At 72.6% G+C, this 15,992-nt stretch carries 13 protein-coding genes and 3 pseudogenes; 6 read left to right on the forward strand and 10 right to left on the reverse strand.

Going from position 1 to position 15,992, the window contains the following annotated elements:
* Positions 1 to 282: 282 nt before the first annotated feature.
* From ABZ793_RS19150 to ABZ793_RS19180, 7 genes and pseudogenes are all read right to left on the reverse strand, one after another.
* Positions 283 to 708 carry a hypothetical protein gene (locus tag ABZ793_RS19150; RefSeq protein WP_357458839.1) on the reverse strand — a complete coding sequence of 142 codons (426 nt, stop codon included), beginning with the start codon at positions 706 to 708 and terminating at the stop codon, positions 283 to 285.
* A 594-nt stretch (positions 709 to 1,302) separates the two neighbouring features.
* Positions 1,303 to 2,004 (reverse strand): dihydrofolate reductase family protein, encoded by a 702-nt coding sequence (locus ABZ793_RS19155; protein WP_357458842.1) that lies wholly within the window; start codon positions 2,002 to 2,004, stop codon positions 1,303 to 1,305.
* 247 nt (positions 2,005 to 2,251) lie between these two features.
* A pseudogene (locus tag ABZ793_RS19160) lies at positions 2,252 to 2,371 on the reverse strand (hypothetical protein); the annotation flags it as partial.
* Positions 2,372 to 2,482: 111 nt separating this feature from the next.
* Positions 2,483 to 4,237, reverse strand: coding sequence for an extracellular solute-binding protein (locus ABZ793_RS19165; protein ID WP_357458845.1), 1,755 nt, complete (start codon positions 4,235 to 4,237; stop codon positions 2,483 to 2,485).
* Between the two features lie 91 nt (positions 4,238 to 4,328).
* Positions 4,329 to 4,430 (reverse strand): annotated as a pseudogene (locus ABZ793_RS19170) (hypothetical protein); the annotation flags it as partial.
* Positions 4,431 to 5,096: 666 nt separating this feature from the next.
* On the reverse strand, positions 5,097 to 5,888 hold the full coding sequence (locus tag ABZ793_RS19175; protein ID WP_357458848.1) for an SDR family oxidoreductase: 792 nt from the start codon (positions 5,886 to 5,888) through the stop codon (positions 5,097 to 5,099).
* Positions 5,885 to 6,859 (reverse strand): LLM class F420-dependent oxidoreductase, encoded by a 975-nt coding sequence (locus tag ABZ793_RS19180; protein ID WP_357459043.1) that lies wholly within the window; start codon positions 6,857 to 6,859, stop codon positions 5,885 to 5,887. Before ABZ793_RS19180 ends, ABZ793_RS19175 begins: the two co-directional genes overlap by 4 nt.
* 148 nt (positions 6,860 to 7,007) lie before the next feature.
* Here ABZ793_RS19180 and ABZ793_RS19185 point away from each other — a divergent pair, with 148 nt between their 5' ends.
* Both ABZ793_RS19185 and ABZ793_RS19190 read left to right on the forward strand, forming a co-directional pair.
* Positions 7,008 to 8,222: a low temperature requirement protein A gene (locus ABZ793_RS19185; protein WP_357458850.1), complete on the forward strand. Its 1,215-nt coding sequence runs from the start codon at positions 7,008 to 7,010 to the stop codon at positions 8,220 to 8,222.
* Between the two features lie 88 nt (positions 8,223 to 8,310).
* Entirely contained in the window at positions 8,311 to 9,192 is an 882-nt protein-coding gene (locus ABZ793_RS19190) for a DUF1028 domain-containing protein (protein WP_357458854.1), read from the forward strand.
* A 129-nt stretch (positions 9,193 to 9,321) separates the two neighbouring features.
* On the opposite strand, the gene ABZ793_RS19195 is transcribed toward ABZ793_RS19190, so the two are convergent.
* Entirely contained in the window at positions 9,322 to 9,990 is a 669-nt protein-coding gene (locus tag ABZ793_RS19195) for a maleylpyruvate isomerase N-terminal domain-containing protein (RefSeq protein ID WP_357458856.1), read from the reverse strand.
* Positions 9,991 to 10,113: 123 nt separating this feature from the next.
* On the opposite strand from ABZ793_RS19195, the gene ABZ793_RS19200 reads away from it, so the two are divergent.
* Positions 10,114 to 10,566: a YbhB/YbcL family Raf kinase inhibitor-like protein gene (locus ABZ793_RS19200; RefSeq protein WP_357458858.1), complete on the forward strand. Its 453-nt coding sequence runs from the start codon at positions 10,114 to 10,116 to the stop codon at positions 10,564 to 10,566.
* Positions 10,567 to 10,666: 100 nt separating this feature from the next.
* On the opposite strand, the gene ABZ793_RS19205 is transcribed toward ABZ793_RS19200, so the two are convergent.
* Positions 10,667 to 11,554: a phosphatase PAP2 family protein gene (locus ABZ793_RS19205; protein WP_357458861.1), complete on the reverse strand. Its 888-nt coding sequence runs from the start codon at positions 11,552 to 11,554 to the stop codon at positions 10,667 to 10,669.
* A gap of 85 nt (positions 11,555 to 11,639) precedes the next feature.
* On the opposite strand from ABZ793_RS19205, the pseudogene ABZ793_RS19210 reads away from it, so the two are divergent.
* Positions 11,640 to 12,325, forward strand: a pseudogene (locus ABZ793_RS19210) (DUF3159 domain-containing protein).
* Positions 12,326 to 12,530: 205 nt separating this feature from the next.
* On the opposite strand, the gene ABZ793_RS19215 reads toward ABZ793_RS19210, so the two are convergent.
* Positions 12,531 to 13,142 (reverse strand): CGNR zinc finger domain-containing protein, encoded by a 612-nt coding sequence (locus tag ABZ793_RS19215; protein ID WP_357458863.1) that lies wholly within the window; start codon positions 13,140 to 13,142, stop codon positions 12,531 to 12,533.
* A gap of 84 nt (positions 13,143 to 13,226) precedes the next feature.
* Between ABZ793_RS19215 and ABZ793_RS19220 the strand changes: the two genes are divergently transcribed.
* Positions 13,227 to 13,820 (forward strand): hypothetical protein, encoded by a 594-nt coding sequence (locus ABZ793_RS19220; protein WP_357458866.1) that lies wholly within the window; start codon positions 13,227 to 13,229, stop codon positions 13,818 to 13,820.
* 32 nt (positions 13,821 to 13,852) lie between these two features.
* Positions 13,853 to 15,991, forward strand: a complete 2,139-nt coding sequence (locus ABZ793_RS19225) for a cupin-like domain-containing protein (RefSeq protein WP_357458869.1) — start codon at positions 13,853 to 13,855, stop codon at positions 15,989 to 15,991.
* The last annotated feature ends 1 nt before the right edge of the window (position 15,992 follow it).

Consider the following 15,992-nt stretch of genomic DNA (forward strand, 5'->3'; position numbering starts at 1 on the left):
CTGGCGCTGGTGCCGGGTGAACCTATCCGGCGGGCGGAGTGTTGCCGGCACCCGGCGAAGAGCCAACACCCGGGTGGGCAGCCACTACTGCCCCGTCACCTTTTCATCGTCCCCAGCCGGGGACTCCTCGGTCGCCCGGCCCGGTACGACTCACTGCCCCTGTCGTTCCGACGATCCGGGGGTGTCGCCGGGCCGGGTGGCGTCGGTGGACCGCTGATGGGGACACGGGCAGCGAAGGCCGACAACGCTGGGGCCGACCCCGCACCACAGCCGCCTGTCCGATCAGACCCGACGGCGTTCATGGATAGCGCACTCGCCAGCACGTCGCGGCCGGTGCAGCCAGGGCGCGACCCGGGGCGCCGCCGCGATCAGGGCGACCGCGAGTGCCGTGATCACCGCATGCCCGATCCGGCCGGGCGTGATCCCCGGCGCGGTGTCCAGCACGTAGTTGGCGTACCCATTCGCCGCCGCGTCGCTGCCCAACAAGACACAGCCGAGCAGCAGCCCTTCGATCCGGCGCAGCACCAGCAACAGCGCGGCGAGCGGATCGAACACGGTCAGCGAGGTGAAGTACAGCGTCAGCCAGGTGGGGATGGAGTGGCTTGGACCGCCCGGCCGGATGCCGAGCAGGTCGCCCAGGTGGACGATCCCGCCGTACGCGAAGAGGCAGACCGCGGCGATCGCGACGACCCGAACCCACCGGGGCACGCCGGCCCACCGCCGGAGCGATGTCCGCCTCGCCGCGCCCACTGGCCCTCCGTTCCCGGTCGGGCATGGCCCGCCCGCCCTCTGCCCAGCCACCACCGCACCACCTGCTCACAACACCGTCACCACACCCAGCCGTGGCCGCTGCGGTCACTTCACCATGTAGAAGTCGTACCTGCCACGGGGGAACAGTAGGCCCCCGTCCGACGACGGGCTGCCGCCCTCGACGCCCGATTCCGTCGCCGTCGAGCAGGGCGCGTAGTCGGTTCGGCGGAGTCGTGCCGTTCGTCCTTGCGGCATGAAAGCCGCCCGTGGCCTCTGTGGTCGTCACGCTCGCGGATCAGGCGGGGCTGCGGCAGCGGCAGCGGCAGCGGCAGCGGCAAATCGTGGTGCGCGGCGGGCCGGTATCCGCGCCTGTTCAGCTGGACGCTGCCCTCGAACGGGACCGCAGAGCAGCCAAGCAGGCGCCGCCCAGTCGGCTGTTCGATAGTTGCGGGCGGTACCGCAGCCTGTGTCGGCAACTCGCCCGCAACTACGCGATCGTTTACTGGTACGCCCGCATCGGCCGTGCTGGCATCCCCGAGTCGGCCATCGGTGTCACTTTCGCCAGAACAGGTGGTGTGTCACGCCGCTCGGGCTGGGCACGACCTCGAGATGGAACCGGTCGAGCAGCTCATCGGGAGACTCCCAGAGTCGTAGTCCGGACCCGAGCTTCACCGGCGAAACCGCCACATGCATGGTGTCGACGAGGTCCGCGTCGAGGAACTGCCGAATGGTGGTTACCCCACCGCCGAGTCGGATGTCCCTGCCCTGCGCCGCCTTCCGCGCCTGCTCGAGGACCGTGGCCGGATCGCCGTCGACGAAGTGAAACGTGGTGTCGGAGAGCGTGATCGAAGGACGTTTGTGGTGGGTCATGACGAACACCGGGGTGCGGAACGGAGGCTCGTCACCCCACCAGCCGCGCCACTCATGGTCGCTCCAGGGCCCGCGCTGGGGCCCGAACTTGTTGCGGCCCATGATTTCGGCGCCGATGTTGCGTGCGTAGTCCCGCGTGAAGTAGTCGTCCAGGCCCCGACTTCCCCCGGGGGCGGTGCGCATGGGCCAGCTCGCCGTGGCGCCGGCCCAGGCGAACAGTCTCTCGGGATCGGCGTGGCCGAACGGACGCTCGAGGCTCTGGTCCTCACCGGCACCGATTCCGTCACTCGACACGTTGAAATTCTGCACTCTCAGTAGTTGAGCCACGGTTCCTCCTGTGTTGTCGATAACGCTGGTCAGACTCTCCGGGCCGGAAAAACTCATCGCTGCGTCCGTGACCGGCCAGAAATTGGGCTACCTATGCGCGGGCGGCATTTCGCGCCGGAGGTCACTCCCTGTGAGCCGGCTTGCAGCGCGTCAACCGCCGTGCCCGTACCGGCCCGGCTAACCCGCCCAACCCGCTCTTGGCAGCACCACCACCACCGCCGTCGAGTGTGAGCCCCCTACCGCCTCGTCCAAACGGGCGACACTCGGCGTATCACCAACCCTGTGAACGTTCACGGACAGGGCACTAGTTGTAATGCCCGGCAGCGTTGCTGACGCGGGTGATGGGTGGTTGTGCGACAGGGCAACCCTCACCGCTGACACGCGCGATGAGCAGTCGCCGACCGTGCACGGTCAGCCGGGCGTTAGGGCCATGAGACCTCCGGCTTGGTAGGGGGCGTCAGCACCTCACACCTCGCCGGAGGTCTCATCTCGTATCAACCCGCCACGCCGTCAACAACGCTCATGGTCACACCGACTAGAAGCTACTGACCAGCTTGACGAACGCGTCGTCGATCTTCGCCGGGTCACGGGCGTCGAACGCCTTGCCCGCGGACGCCTTGGCGATCCGGTCCAGCGTCCCGAAATCGGACTGCTCATCAAAGGCGATGCAGAAAATCTTGATCGGCCTGTCCGGATCCAACGCCACGTCTTGGAGCAGCCGGGCGAGATCACTGTCCTTGTTGTACTCGTTCTTGCCGTCTGTCAGTACGACCACCGCGTTGATCCGGGACTGGTCATAGTTATCGAGCATGTGACGGTGTGCCGCCCGTACGGTGGCGTACAGAGCGGTGCCGCCCTCGACGTGGAGGTTGTTGATCTTATTGGTGAGCGCCTTCTGGTCGAACGCCGACAGCCGGACCTCCTCGCTGTACGGCGACTTCGGCCGCTGTGTTGTCTCGGACGAGAACGACCAGAGCGCGACCTGGTCCTCGGAGTTCAAGAGGCCAAAGCCCTTGGCGGCGGCCCTGGTCGCCACCTGGAACCTGGTCCGGTCACCGATCTTTGCGTTCATCGAGCCGGACGTGTCGACGGCCACGAGGATGTTCGCCTTCTTGCGCAGCGTGCCCCAGCCGGTGAGGATCGCCTTGACCACGGTGGGATCCGGCGGGTCGAAGTAGGTGAGATCTTGGGCGCCGCGCCCGCCGACGGAGGCGATCAGCGGGCGGGACGCGTTCTGCTTGTGGTCGCGGAACCCGAGCCGGCTGAAGCTCTCCTGCTGCGGCGGCTCCTGGAGGAACGCGAGGAAATCGGCAGCGGCGTCACGTTGCTCGGGGCTGGCCGAGGGGAGCACCACGTACGGGTGGTCGAGGTTGAACGTGCCCTCCTTCGGATATAGCGCGACCAGCGGGACCCTCGGCTTCTCGCCCCGGGTCGGGCTCAGCTCCCCCTCGTTGTACTGGTAGACCAACTCCTCCTGTGTCACCACCGCGCTCATGTCCGTCGGAGCCGCCGTGCCGGACAGGTCAGCCTCAGCGCGGTCCTTCAGCAGATCCACGATGTCGTCGCTGTAGTGGGACACGTTGGCCTCGATGCGGCGGACGTACTGGGTCACCGCCGGATTCGCGAGGTCGCTCTCGGTAAGGTCACTGGCCCGGTTGATGGCCGCGTAGTAGCTCGCGATCGTGGCCGCCAGCCCGGAGGTGGACAGGTTCGGGTTGACCTTGCCGAAAGTGAACCGACCCCACTCGGGGCGACCGAAGGTGGCCCAGCCCGAGCGCCCAGACGAGCCCAGGATCTCACCCCAGCCGAGGGGACCCTTCTGTTGGAGCAGCTCTCCCTTCGGCTGCGGCATGGCGATGACCAGCGGACTGTTCGCGATCGACGGGTACCGGCCGGGCGTCTGCGCCGGACGCCCGGCGGCCTCGTCCCGCAACTTCAACTGCCCGGTCCACAGGGTTGACGTCGGCAACCACACCTGCGGCCGTGGCAGGCCGGGCTGCTTGACCGACCATTCGCCGGCCAACGCGTCCGTCGCCGCACCGGACGAGAGTCCATGTACGGTCACCACGGCGCACCGGCCACCGAACCGCCGATCGCTCTTGTTGTAGCGTTCTGCCAACTCGCCGAGCAGCACGTCCTTCTCAATCGACGAGCTGACCTCCAGCGGCGTACACTCGACGTCCGCCGCCGGCCGGACGATCAGGTAGGCCGCCGCGATGATCGCGAATCCGGCCACGATGGCCGTGGTGTACGGCAGCCACGGCCGGGCAGTCGGTCGACCTGAAACCATGTTGTCCCTCCAGTGTGTCGGCTGACGACGTCGACATCAGCCACCAGCCCGGCCGAGCCGCCATGCGGACCGACCGGATCGTGTTCGTGGGTCAGGGCCCGGACCGGCCGAAGTCAATCACGCGGGAACCGTCGTATCCGGGAATGACGTTGTCCGGCTTCAGGTCTCGATGGACCCGGTCGGACGGACGCGTCGCGGTCGGCGCGGTGGCGGTGCCATCGGTCGGTCAGTCGGTGCGGTGCGTTCCCGGAGATCGGGTCACGCTCACGGACGTGCCGCTCCACGGTTGGGCCCTCGATGAACTCGCTGACCACGTACGGTGGGTCCGCGTCCACCTCCCGGTTGTCGTTCACGTCCCTGCCCGGGTAGACGACGCCCTGGCCGTCCGCACCCAGCCGCCCGAGCAGCCGGTAGGGCCCGCCGTGTGTGGATCGTGCGAACTCAGCGGCGTGGTACCAGGCATCGCCGCCCCTGTCAGCCCGGCCATTGTGACTCCACCGAAACCCTTTACGAGCCGCGCCGATGCGACGGACGACACAGGCATGATGTCACGAATTCTCGAGTGGGATCGCCCTGCCACTGAGCGATGAACCATGGACCCGACACGGGGCGGGAGCGCCCCTTCGGACCGCACCTCGTCTCCGCGGGGACGGACCCCGTCCTGGTCGGTGACGAGTGGATGCCGCAACGGCAGTTGTGGATGCCTGTGATGCGCGACGCCTGCCGCCACCGTGCCGGAGGCCGATGCGTGGGTGGCGGAGTCGGATCGGTTACCGCGTTGGCGCCGCCGACGCCGACACCAAGCCCGCACCACCCTCTACCACCGGCGCGGCTACCCACCATGACTGCCGTCGCAGCACTACGCCCGGAGGCGGCGGACGAGCTTGCGCAGGCCGGCCTGCCAGCCGTCCGGGTCCTCCGCGCGGCGGAGGGCGTACGCGGCGACCTCCGGGTGCGGCAGGATGAGGAAGCGCTCCTCGGCCAGGCCGGTGACCACCGAGTCGGCGACCTGGTCCGGGCTGAGCACCGCGCCGGAGGCGGCGATGACCCGGGCGCCGAGGTGCCCGGCGGCCAGCCCCTCGGCCAGCATCGGCGTGTCCACGCCCTGCGGGCACAGCGCACTGACCCGCAGGCCCTGGTCCCGGTAGGTGACGGAGAGCCACTCGGCGAAGCCGACGGCGGCGTGCTTCGTCGTCGTGTACGCCGCGTCGCCGACCGCGGTCAGCACGCCCGCCGCCGAGCACGTGTGCAGCAGGTAGCCGCCGCCCCTGGCCAGCATCGCGGGGAGCACCGCCCGGGCCGCGTAGACGTGGGAGAGCACGTTCACCCGCCATGCGCGGTCCCAGCCGGCGTCGTCGACCTCCACTCCCCCGCTCGTGGTCACGCCCGCGTTCGCGCAGAACAGGTCGATCCTCCCGTACCGCCGTTCGGTGTCTGCGACCAGCGCGCGGACCTGCTCCTCATCGGTCACGTCCAGGGCGGCGGCGTGGGCGACCGGGCCGACGCCGTCGGCGACCGCGCGGGCCGCGTCGGCGTCGAGGTCGGCCACCACCACGGCGGCAGCGCCCTCGGCGGCGAACCGCCGCGCCAGGGCCGAGCCGATGCCGCCGGCCCCGCCGGTGATCACCACCACCCGGTCGGTGAGGTTCACTGCGACTCACCCCAGCCCAGGCGCGTGATCAGGTCAGCCAGCGCCGCCGCGCCGCCCGCAGTCACCTCGGGGGTGGGCAGCAGGGCCAGCACCGGCACGTCGATCCCGGCGTCGGCGTAGCGGCGGACCTGCTCACGGCAGTGCTCCGGCGAGCCGTGCAGCACCAGCGCGTCGACCACCTCGTCGGGCACGGCCGCGCCGGCGCCGCGCCGGTCCCCGGCGGCCCAGGCCCGCCACATCGGCCCGAGCACCTCCTCCCGGCCCAGCCAGCGGTGGAACTCGGCGTACGCGGGAACGGTGAGGTAGCTGGTGATCAGCCGGCGGCCCAGGGCGCGGGCGTGCGCGGCGTCGGAGGTGGGGCAGACGAAGATCCGGGCGACCACCTCGAATCCCGGTCGCCGCTCGCCCACCTCGGCGAGCGCCCGCGGCACGTCGCCCGCGGCGAGCCAGTTCAGGATGACGCCGTCGGCCTCCGTGCCGGCCAGCCGCAGCATGCCCGGGCGCAGCGCGGCGAGCAGCAGCGGCGGCGGCACGGCCGGCGGCCGTTCCAGGCGGAACCGGCGCACGGCGAAGGTGTCGTATGCCTCGTCGACGGTCGCGCCGGACAGCGCCGCCCGCAGGAAGCGCAGCACGTCCCGGGTGCGCCGGAACGGCTCGTCGAACGGCACGGCGTTCCAGTTCCGCACGACGACCGGCGAGGACGCGCCGATGCCGAGCGCGAACCGGCCGGGCGCGGTCTCGGCGAGCGCGGCGGCGCTCATCGCCAGCAGGCCGGGCCCCCGGGTGAAGACCGGCGTGATCGCGGTGCCCAGGCGCAGCCGCGGCTGCCAGGCGGCGGCGAGCGCCAGCGGGGTGAACGCGTCCGCCCCGGCGACCTCGGAGGACCACACGTCGGTGTAACCGGCCCGGTCGAGGGCCGCGTAGACCGCGGCGTGGTCGGCGAGCGGGATGCCGTCCAGCGGCACCGTCATGCCCCATCGGGTCGTCATCGGTCGATGGTGCCCGCCGGTTGTCACCCGGATCAAGATCCCGCCCCGGTTTCCCGGTAGCCGGGCGGTCGGGCGGTCGGCGGTGTTACGACTGCGGGATGGGCGCGCGTGACGGCGGGGCGAGCTGACCATGGCCGCCCACGAGGCGGGACGCCGGCTGCCCTCGGCCGTCGACGCCGGCCGGGCCACGTTCCTCGAACTCTTCTTCGACCTGGTGTACGTCTTCGCGCTCACCCGCATCTCGGTCCGCTCGTTCGAGGACCTGGCGCTGGAGCCCGGGGGCGCCCGGGGCTGGGGCGCGGTCACCGGCGGCGCCAAGACGCTGCTGCTCCTCCTCGCGCTCTGGGCGGTGTGGCAGGGCACCTCCTGGACGACCAGCCGGTACGACCCGCACCACGCCTGGTTGCAGGCTGTCGTCATCACCGCCCTGGTGGCCAGCATGGTGATGGGGGTGGCGATCACCCGGGCGTTCAGGGAGACCGGGCTGATGTTCGCCGTGGCGTACGTGGCCGCGCAGCTCTCCCGCCCGCTGATCCTGCTGCTCGCCCTGGGCTCGCACCCGTACCGACGGCTGAACCTGCGGATGCTGCTCGTCTTCAGCGCGACCGGCACGCTCTGGATCATCGGCGCGTTCGTGCCGACCAATCCGCGGGTGCTGCTGTGGACCACCGCGCTCGCGGCCGAGTACCTGGCCGCCCGGTTCGGCTGGCCGGTGCCGGGGCTGGGCCGCTCGACCGTCTCCCGGTGGGACATCGCTGGTGAGCACCTTGCCGAGCGGTACCAGCAGTTCTTCCTCGTCGCGCTCGGCGAGACGATCCTGGTCGCCGGTCTCGCCTACAGTGAGGGCCCGTCCGGCGGCGGGCACACGCTCGCCTTCGCCCTGGCGCTGGCCACCTCGATCGTGCTGTGGCGGATCTACGTGCAGCGGGCCGGGCAGATCCTCGCCGAGGCCGTCGTGCGGGCCCGGCACCCGGCCAGCATCGGCCGGTCCGCGGCCGACACCCACCTGGTCATGGTGGTCGGGCTGACCGCCACCGCGATCGGTTACAAGCTGGTGATCGAACATCCGCTGGACCGCCCGGAGGCGGCCTGGCTGGCGATGGTGCTCGGCGGGCCGGTGCTCTTCCTCGCCGGCCGGGCCCGGTTCGAGTACGAGGTGTTCAGCCGGGTGTCGCCGTCGCGTTGGATCGCCGCCCTCGTGCTGCTGGTCCTGATGCCGGTGCTGCTGCGCACCGTGTCGCTGGTGGCCGCGGCCGTCGCCGCCGCGCTGCTGACCGCGGTCGCGGTTGCCGACGCCCGCCGGGCCCGGGGCGCGCCGCCGGAGGCCGCGGCGCCGCCGTTCTGAGCCCCGGGGTGAACCGCCGGGCCCGCCCCGGCAGGAGGGTCGCATCCAGCACCGGCGATGGATGCCGGCAGCGAGCTAGTCTCCTGTGGTGACCTTCTCGCTCGTCGCCCGCTCCGACGACGGCCGCCTGCACGGCGTCGTCGTGGCCAGCAGGTTCCTGGCCGCCGGCGCGCTGGTCCCGGCCGCCGAGGCGGAGGTCGGCGCGCTCGCCACCCAGGCGCACGTCAACCTCGCGTACCGGCCGCAGGGGCTGACGCTGCTGCGCACCGGGGTGGCCGCGGCCGACGTGATCGCCGGCCTCGTCGCCGCCGACCGCGACCGGGACCACCGTCAGCTCGGCGTGGTCGCCGCCGCGGGCGCGGGCGCGACCTGGACGGGCGCGGCCTGCCACCCGTGGGCCGGCGGCCAGGCCGGCGACGGCTGGGCGGCGCAGGGCAACATCCTGGCGGGCCCGCAGGTGATCGACGCGGTGCGGGACGCCTGGCTGGGTGGGGCGGCGCTGCCGTTCCCCGACCGGCTGCTCGCCGCGCTGCGCGCCGGGGACCAGGCCGGCGGTGACCGGCGCGGCCGGCAGAGCGCCGGGCTGCTGGTGGTCGAGCGCGGTGGCGGGTACGGCGCCACCGGCGACGTCCTGGTCGACCTGCGGGTCGACGACCACCCCGATCCGGTGACCGAGCTGGGCCGGCTGCTCGCACTGCACACCCTGCTCTTCGGCCGGCCCGACCCGGCCACCCTGCTCGACCTGACCGGAGCGGTGGCGACGGAGGTCGGCGGGCTGCTGGCCGCACTGGGTCTGCCGGTCGACCCGGACCGGCCGGAAGAGGCGCTCTTCGCCTGGGCCGGGATGGAGAACCTGGAGGAGCGGCTGGTGCCCGGCCGCATCGACCCCGTGGTGCTGGACCACCTGCGCAAGGCGGTGCCACGGGTGCCCGCGCCGCGCGCGGCGGCGGACCCGCTCACCGCCACCTGACCCGCGTCGCCCGGCGACGACCGTCCCGGGGGACGGGGCGGGCGCGCGGGGAGACGGCGCGCAGCCCGGCTCGGCCTCGCCGGTCACCGGACGCGGCGACGGCTCGCGTGGTCGGCGAAAGGAGACGGGTCAGCCGCCGAACGAGAGCCAGCGGAAGCCGGTAGCGCCCAGGACGGCCCGCTCCCGGGCAGTGAGTTCCGCCCGGCCCGTGGCCTTGCGGATCAGCGTGAGCCGGTCCCAGCCCAGCTCCGCTGGGACGGGTCGCCCGCCGGCGAGCAGGCCGGCGACGACCTCCGCCGCGGTGGGTGTCAGCCACGGCTGCCGGTCCAGCGCCGCCGCCAGGTCCAGGCCGTGCACCCCGACCTCCACGACGCGGGTACGCAGGAACTCGGTCAGCGCCATCGCGTCGCCGTGGCGGGTGCGCACCACCCGACCGGGCGGCTGGGCGTCGACGGCGGCCAGGGCGTCCCGCCAGGCCCGGTCGAAGTCGGCCACCAGGGCGGGGCCGTCGAGTTCCCGGGCCTCCCGCCGGCCGCTGTCGATGCGGGCGGCGTCCACCGGCGGGGTGAACTTGGCGGCGCCGTAGTACGCGGCGGCGTCGACCTCGGCGCGGGGCGGGGCCGGCGCGGCGAGCATGTCGACCAACCGCCCGGCGCCGGTGCGCACGTGGGCCAGCAGCTCCCGCACGGCCCAGGGGCGGCAGTCGGTGGGGCGGTCGAGATCCGCCTCGTCGACGCCGCGCAGCACCTCGCCGAGCCGTGCGCACTCGTCCCGGAACGCCGCCCGTACCCGCTCCACCGGTCCTCCCCCGTCCGTGTCTGCCGCCCCGACCCTCTCACACCGCCGATCGGCGGCGGCGTGGCCGTTTCGGCGGTCGCCGGGCGGGTACGCGCGGCCGGGTCGAGGAGAGGAGCGCCACCGATGGCCGGGATCATGCTGCGCAGCACCGCGTTCAACGACCACGACATGTTGCCGACCCGCTTCGCCCGGGAGGGAGGCAACGTCTCACCGCCGTTGGAGTGGTCGCAGGTGCCGGAGTCCGCGACCGAGTTGGTCCTCTTCGTCGAGGACCCGGACGCCGGTAAGACCCCGTTCCTGCACTGGCTGGTGACGGGCATCGCGCCGACCGCGGCCGGGGTGCCCGAGGGTGGGGTGCCCCTGGGTGGCCGGGAGTGGCCCAACGACTTCGGCACGACCGGGTGGGGCGGGCCGCACCCGCCGCAGGGCGACGATCCCCACCGGTACTTCTTCCGGCTCTACGCGCTGGACCGGCCGCTGGAGCTGCCCGACACGCCGCACGCCGACGACGTGCACCGCACGCTCGTGCAGCGGGACATCGCGAGCGGGACGATGGTGGGCACCTACTCCCGCTGACGCGGGCGCCACGCCCGCCCAGAGGCGGCGAGCCGGGGCGACCCCGCGCCGGGAGGCAGCGGGGCCGCTGTCAGCCCTGCCGGGAGGCGGCGGGCCGGGCTCAGCCCTTGACGCGGGGCACCAGGCGGTGGACGGCGGCGAGCACCAGCGCCATCACCACGCCCATCGTCCCGGCGATGCCGGCGGCGCTGCCGGCGTACCCGACGAACAGCGGCCGGCGGGCCAGCTCGTCGGGCGGGGTGGCGCGCAGGTCGAGCAGCCAGGCCAGGGCGAGCCCGCAGGCCACCGCTGCCAGCGCGCCGCCCACGCCGAGCACCGTGGCGGCGACCCGGTGCGCGTCGGCCGACTCCACCTGCGCCTGTTCGCGTTGCGTGACCAGCAGCAGCAGCCCGGCCAGCGCCGCCCACACCCCGACCACCAGGAACGCCGCCACCGCGTCGCTGGGCCGGTGCCAGCCGGCGGAGAGGGTGGCGACGCCGGCGACCGCGGCGTAGCCGGCCCCGAGGAAGGCCCCGAGCGCCCGCACCTTCTGCGGCAGCACGAGCACCAGCGCCACCGCGACCGACGCGGCGACGGTGGCGTGCCCGCTGGGCAGGCTGTTGCCGGCGTAGATCCGCTCCGGGTCGATGCCGAAGTCCGGCCGGGCCAGTGCGTACTTGAGCAGCTGGGTGGTGCCGTTCGCGCCGGCGATCAGCAGGGTGGCCGTGACGGCGAGCGCGATGCGACCCCGGATCAGCGCGATGAAGCCGATCACCGCGGTCGCCGCCAGCAGCGACACGACCGACATGGCGTTGAGGATCCGGTCCACCGGGCCGTCGATGCGGTCCTGACCGATCCGGTTGCCGGTCAGAGCGACGGTGTCGACCCACTGGCCCGCCTCGATGTGCAGGGCGACCCGCCACACGGCGAGGAAGGCGGCTGCCTGAACGATCGCCAGGACGACCAACCAGACTGCGGTCCAACCCCTCGGCGTCGCTCGCACCCGCACACCGTAGCGGCCAGCCCGCCCCGGCCACCCGCTGGCCTGCCCACCGGCGACGGATAGGTTGGGAGCGGACGTGAGGAGGTGGCGGGTGGTCAGCACACCGGAGCGCGGGACGTCCCCGGCGGACCGGCCGGAGAGCCTCGCCGACCTGCTCGGCGGGCGTCGGGGCGCGGTCGACGCCACCCTGCCGCCGGTGGCGTTCGCGGTCGGTTGGCTGGTCGGCGGCCACTCGCTGTGGGCCGGGGTCGGCGCGGCGGTCGTCACGGGCGCGGCGCTGGCCGGCTGGCGGTTACGGCGGGGCGACCGACCGCGCTCGGTGCTGGTCGGGTTGTTGGCGGTCTGCGTGGCCGCGCTGGTCGCGTTGCGCACCGGGCGCGCCGAGGACTTCTTCCTCGTCCAGCTGCTCTCCAACGCGGCGAGCGCGCTGGCCTGGTCGTCAGCATCGCGGTGCGCTGGCCGCTGCTCGGGGTGGTGGTGGGCGTCGCGCTCGGGCAGCGCAGCCGGTGGCGGCGCGATCCGGCGCTGCTGCGCGCGTACGGCCGGGGCAGTTGGGTGTGGGCGGCGACCTACGTGCTGCGGGTGCTCGTGTTCCTGCCGCTGTGGCTCGGCGGCCAGGTGGTCGCGCTGACGGTCGCCCGGGTGGCGCTGACCTGGCCGCTGGTGGCGACCGCGCTGGCGGTGAGCTGGGTGGTGGTGCGCCGGTCGCTGCCGGCGGGTCACCCGGGGCTGCGGCATCCGGTCGTGCCGGCCGTCGTGGTCGCGGTGGAGAGATGAGGGAGAGGCCGCCACGGGGGGAGCGGCCTCTCCGGTGACGTACGTTACTCCGTCGCGGTCCCGTGCGTGATCCCGTGACGGCCTGTTTTTGCGGGCTTTTTCGCGCCCGTTGCGTATCCGGGTGGTGGGGTGGGTCGGTCCGTTCCGCCGCGTCGGTCGGAGGGCTGGCCCACCGCCCCGCCCCTTCAGGTGGAGTGACGGTTGGTCAGTCCGGCTGCTGGCGGGCGGCATAGGCCCGTACCTTGGCCCGGTTGCCGCAACTGGCCATGCTGCACCAGCGACGCCGGCCCCGCCGGTCGAGGAAGAGCCATCCGCAGTCGACGGCCGGGCAGGCGCGTACCTCGGTGCGGGCCGGGGTGCTGAGCAGGTCGGCGGCGGCCCGGGCACCGGCCAGCAGCGGCAGCAGCAGACCGACGTCGTCGGGCAGCGTCCAGCGGGCGAGTCCGTCCTGGTCCGATTCCAGCACCGCCACGGCGGCGGCCCGCTGTGCCTGCTCGGCGACGTGCCGGAAGGCCGCGGTGTCGCCCGGGTCGAGCAGGACGTCGTGCAGCGCGGTGCGCAGCAGCCGGGTCGCCACCAGTACGTCGTGTGCGGCGGCCGGGTGGCGGCGACCGTGTTCCCGGAGTCGACCGACGGTGGTCGGGGTGAGTAGCTGGACGTGCCCGGTCCACACCGCCAGGCGGTCGTAGTCGCGAAGCCACTCCCGTTCCGGGCTGGGTGGTGCCGCCCAGCCGGCCCAGGTGTTGCAGAGCTCCAGGGCGGGATGCCCGCCGACCGGGGCGGGCATCGGATAGCCCTCGACGTTCACCCAGTGCATGTCGACAGTGTGCCTTGACTCGGCGCAGTTAACCAGTACTGTCAGCAACACCGGTTAGCTGACATTTACTGGTTAGGTGATGACATGCGCCTGGGAAAGATCGTCAGTCGGTCCCTGCTCGGAATGCTGATGGTGTCCACGGCCCTCGTGACCGCTCCCGCCGGCCCGGCGGCCGCTCGGGACATCGGATCCCAGGTGACCGTGTCCGGTTGGCGAGGCTGGGCCGGCAACCGCCCCGAGCCCTGGCGTCCGTCGATCCAGGAGGAATGGACCGCGCCGGCCGGCCGCTACTGCTCATTCCCGCTCCACGTCCGCGTCGTCTCCCAGGACGTACGGGTCCGGGTGCTCGCCCGGTATGCCACCGGGGCCGTCCGACGTGAGGAGTACGCCGGCCCGCTGACCGTGGACTTCGTCAACACCGACACCGGGAAAGCCGTACGCCGGGACGCGGGCGGCTCCGGGCTGCTCGAATACCGCCCGGACGGCGGGTGGCTGCGCTACACCATCGTCGGGCCGGCGGGGTTCGGCTTCCGGTTGGGGGACCGCTACCCGCGTGGCTACTACATCCTCGACGGGCTGCATGTCATCTCGATCGATCCGGCCGGCACCCGTCGGCTGACACTGGGGATCGGCCGACAGGACAACGTCTGCGCCGCTCTCGGTGACCCGACCCCCTGACCACGGCGACCCGGTGAAGGTGGTGGGTGGGGATGGCCGACGTGCAGCTCTGCGTACTCGGGCCACTGACCGCACACCGCGACGGGGCGGAAGTGGCGCTCGGTGGCCGGCGACAGCGCATGGTGCTCGCCACGTTGCTGGCGGCCCGGGGTCGGATGCTGCCCGCCGAGCGGCTGCGGGACCTGGTCTGGAGCGACGGTGGGCGTACGGCCGGCCCGGCGACCCTGCACGGTTACGTGGCCGGACTGCGGCGGGCGCTCGAACCGGACCGACCACCGCGCTCACCGAGTACGGTGCTGCTCCGGGAAGGCCCCGGGTACGCCGTCCGGGTGCCGGCTGAGCACGTCGACGCGGAACGGTTCACCGCGCTGGTCGCGCACGGCGTAACGATGCTGGAACGGGGGCAACCCGCTGCGGCCGTCACGACCCTGACCGGCGCGCTCGGGTTGTGGCGCGGCCCGGCGTACGCCGATCTGGCGCAGGCGTCGTTCGTGCTGCCGGAGATCGCCCGCCTCGACGGGTTGCGGGCCGCTGCCGCCGAGTCACGGCTGACCGCCGTGCTGGCGCTGGGCCGGCACGCCGAGGTACTTGGTGAGCTGGAGGCGCTTGTGCTCGAACAGCCGTTGCGGGAGCGCGGCTGGGAGTTGCTGGCGATCGCGCTGTACCGGGCTGGTCGGCAGGGCGACGCGTTGACCGTGGTGCGCCGGGCCCGGACCCGACTCGCCCGGGACCTCGGTGTCGACCCCGGGGCCGGACTGCTTCGCTTGGAAGCGGCGATCCTCGGTCAGGACACCTCCCTCGACCTTCCGGCCGGCCGGGCCGCACCGCTGGGGGTGCCTTGCGGCAGCGGCCGCCCGTGGTGGGCACCTCGCATCGCCGAGGATCCCAGTGGGATCCAAGCGGACCGTGGCACCGTCGACCACACGACCATCCACTGTGAAGGGAGACGCCATGCGTGGGCTGCGACCGATGACCACGACCGAACCGGAGTTCGAGGTCAACGTCAAGAACAACTACGTCGACTGCGTCGATCTGTCGAAGGGACGTACCCGGCAGCGGCTTCCCCTGCCAGACGGAGCCGCATCCGCCGAGCCGGCCGGGGCGCACCCAGACCGGTCACCGTCCCGATTGCCGAAGTCCCGGTGACCCGGACGGCCGCCGAGCCGGCCGGGCTCCCTCCGCAGTGGCGGGCCTGGACGGCCGAGAACCTGGCCCTCGGTGTGCCGGCAGCGGAGGTCCGGGAGGCACTGCTGGCGGCGGGGCTGTCCGGATCGGCGGTCGACGAGGAACTGACCCGTGCGCCCGACCACCCGTACTTCCAGGCCTGCCTGCGGCTGGCCCGGGAGTACGCCTGGCTGGAGTCGCTCCTGGACTTCTACAGCGACCTCCGCTCGGCGCAGCTGGCCGGCGGGCTGGAGCGCCGGGTTGGCCTCTCCGCTGCCGAGTTTTTCGACCGGTACTACTTTGCCAACCGACCGGTGATCCTGGCCGGGGCGATCGACGACTGGCCGGCCCGACAGCAGTGGTCGCCGACCAGCCTGCGGGACCGACTGGGTGAGGTCGAGGTCGAGGTGATGACCGGGCGGGACAGCAACCCGGAGCACGGCTGGCAGCACGACGCACACCGGACGCGAATGGCGTTCGCCGACTACCTCACCATGGTCGAGACGGGTGGGGAGACCAACGACTACTACATGGTCGCGCGCAACGACAACTGGCAGCACGGTCTCAAACCGCTGACCCAGGACATCAAGCCGGTGCCCGGCATCATCGACCCGGCTCTGCTGCCGGAGACGGTGACCCTGCTGCTGGGGCCGGCCGGCACGGTCACCGCACTGCACCACGACAACATGAACATCCTGCTGTGCCAGGTGATGGGCCGCAAACACGTCCGCCTCGTGCCGTCGTACCAGCGTCCCCGGGTGTACCCCCGGGGCGGGACGTACAGCCACGTCGACGCCGCGCGGCCCGACCTCGACCAGCACCCGTTGTACGGGCAGGCCACCGTCCTGGAGGGGGTGCTGGAACCGGGCGACGCACTGCTGGTGCCGGCCGGATGGTGGCACTGGGTACGGGCACTGGACATCAGCGCCACGGTGAGCCTGCACCACTTCCAGGTGCCCTCGGGCAACCACTATCTACACCCACCGCTGGTGCGTACCGACCCATGAC

It is taken from the genome of Micromonospora sp. NPDC047465 (genome assembly GCF_040643125.1).
Classification (GTDB): Bacteria; Actinomycetota; Actinomycetes; order Mycobacteriales; family Micromonosporaceae; genus Micromonospora.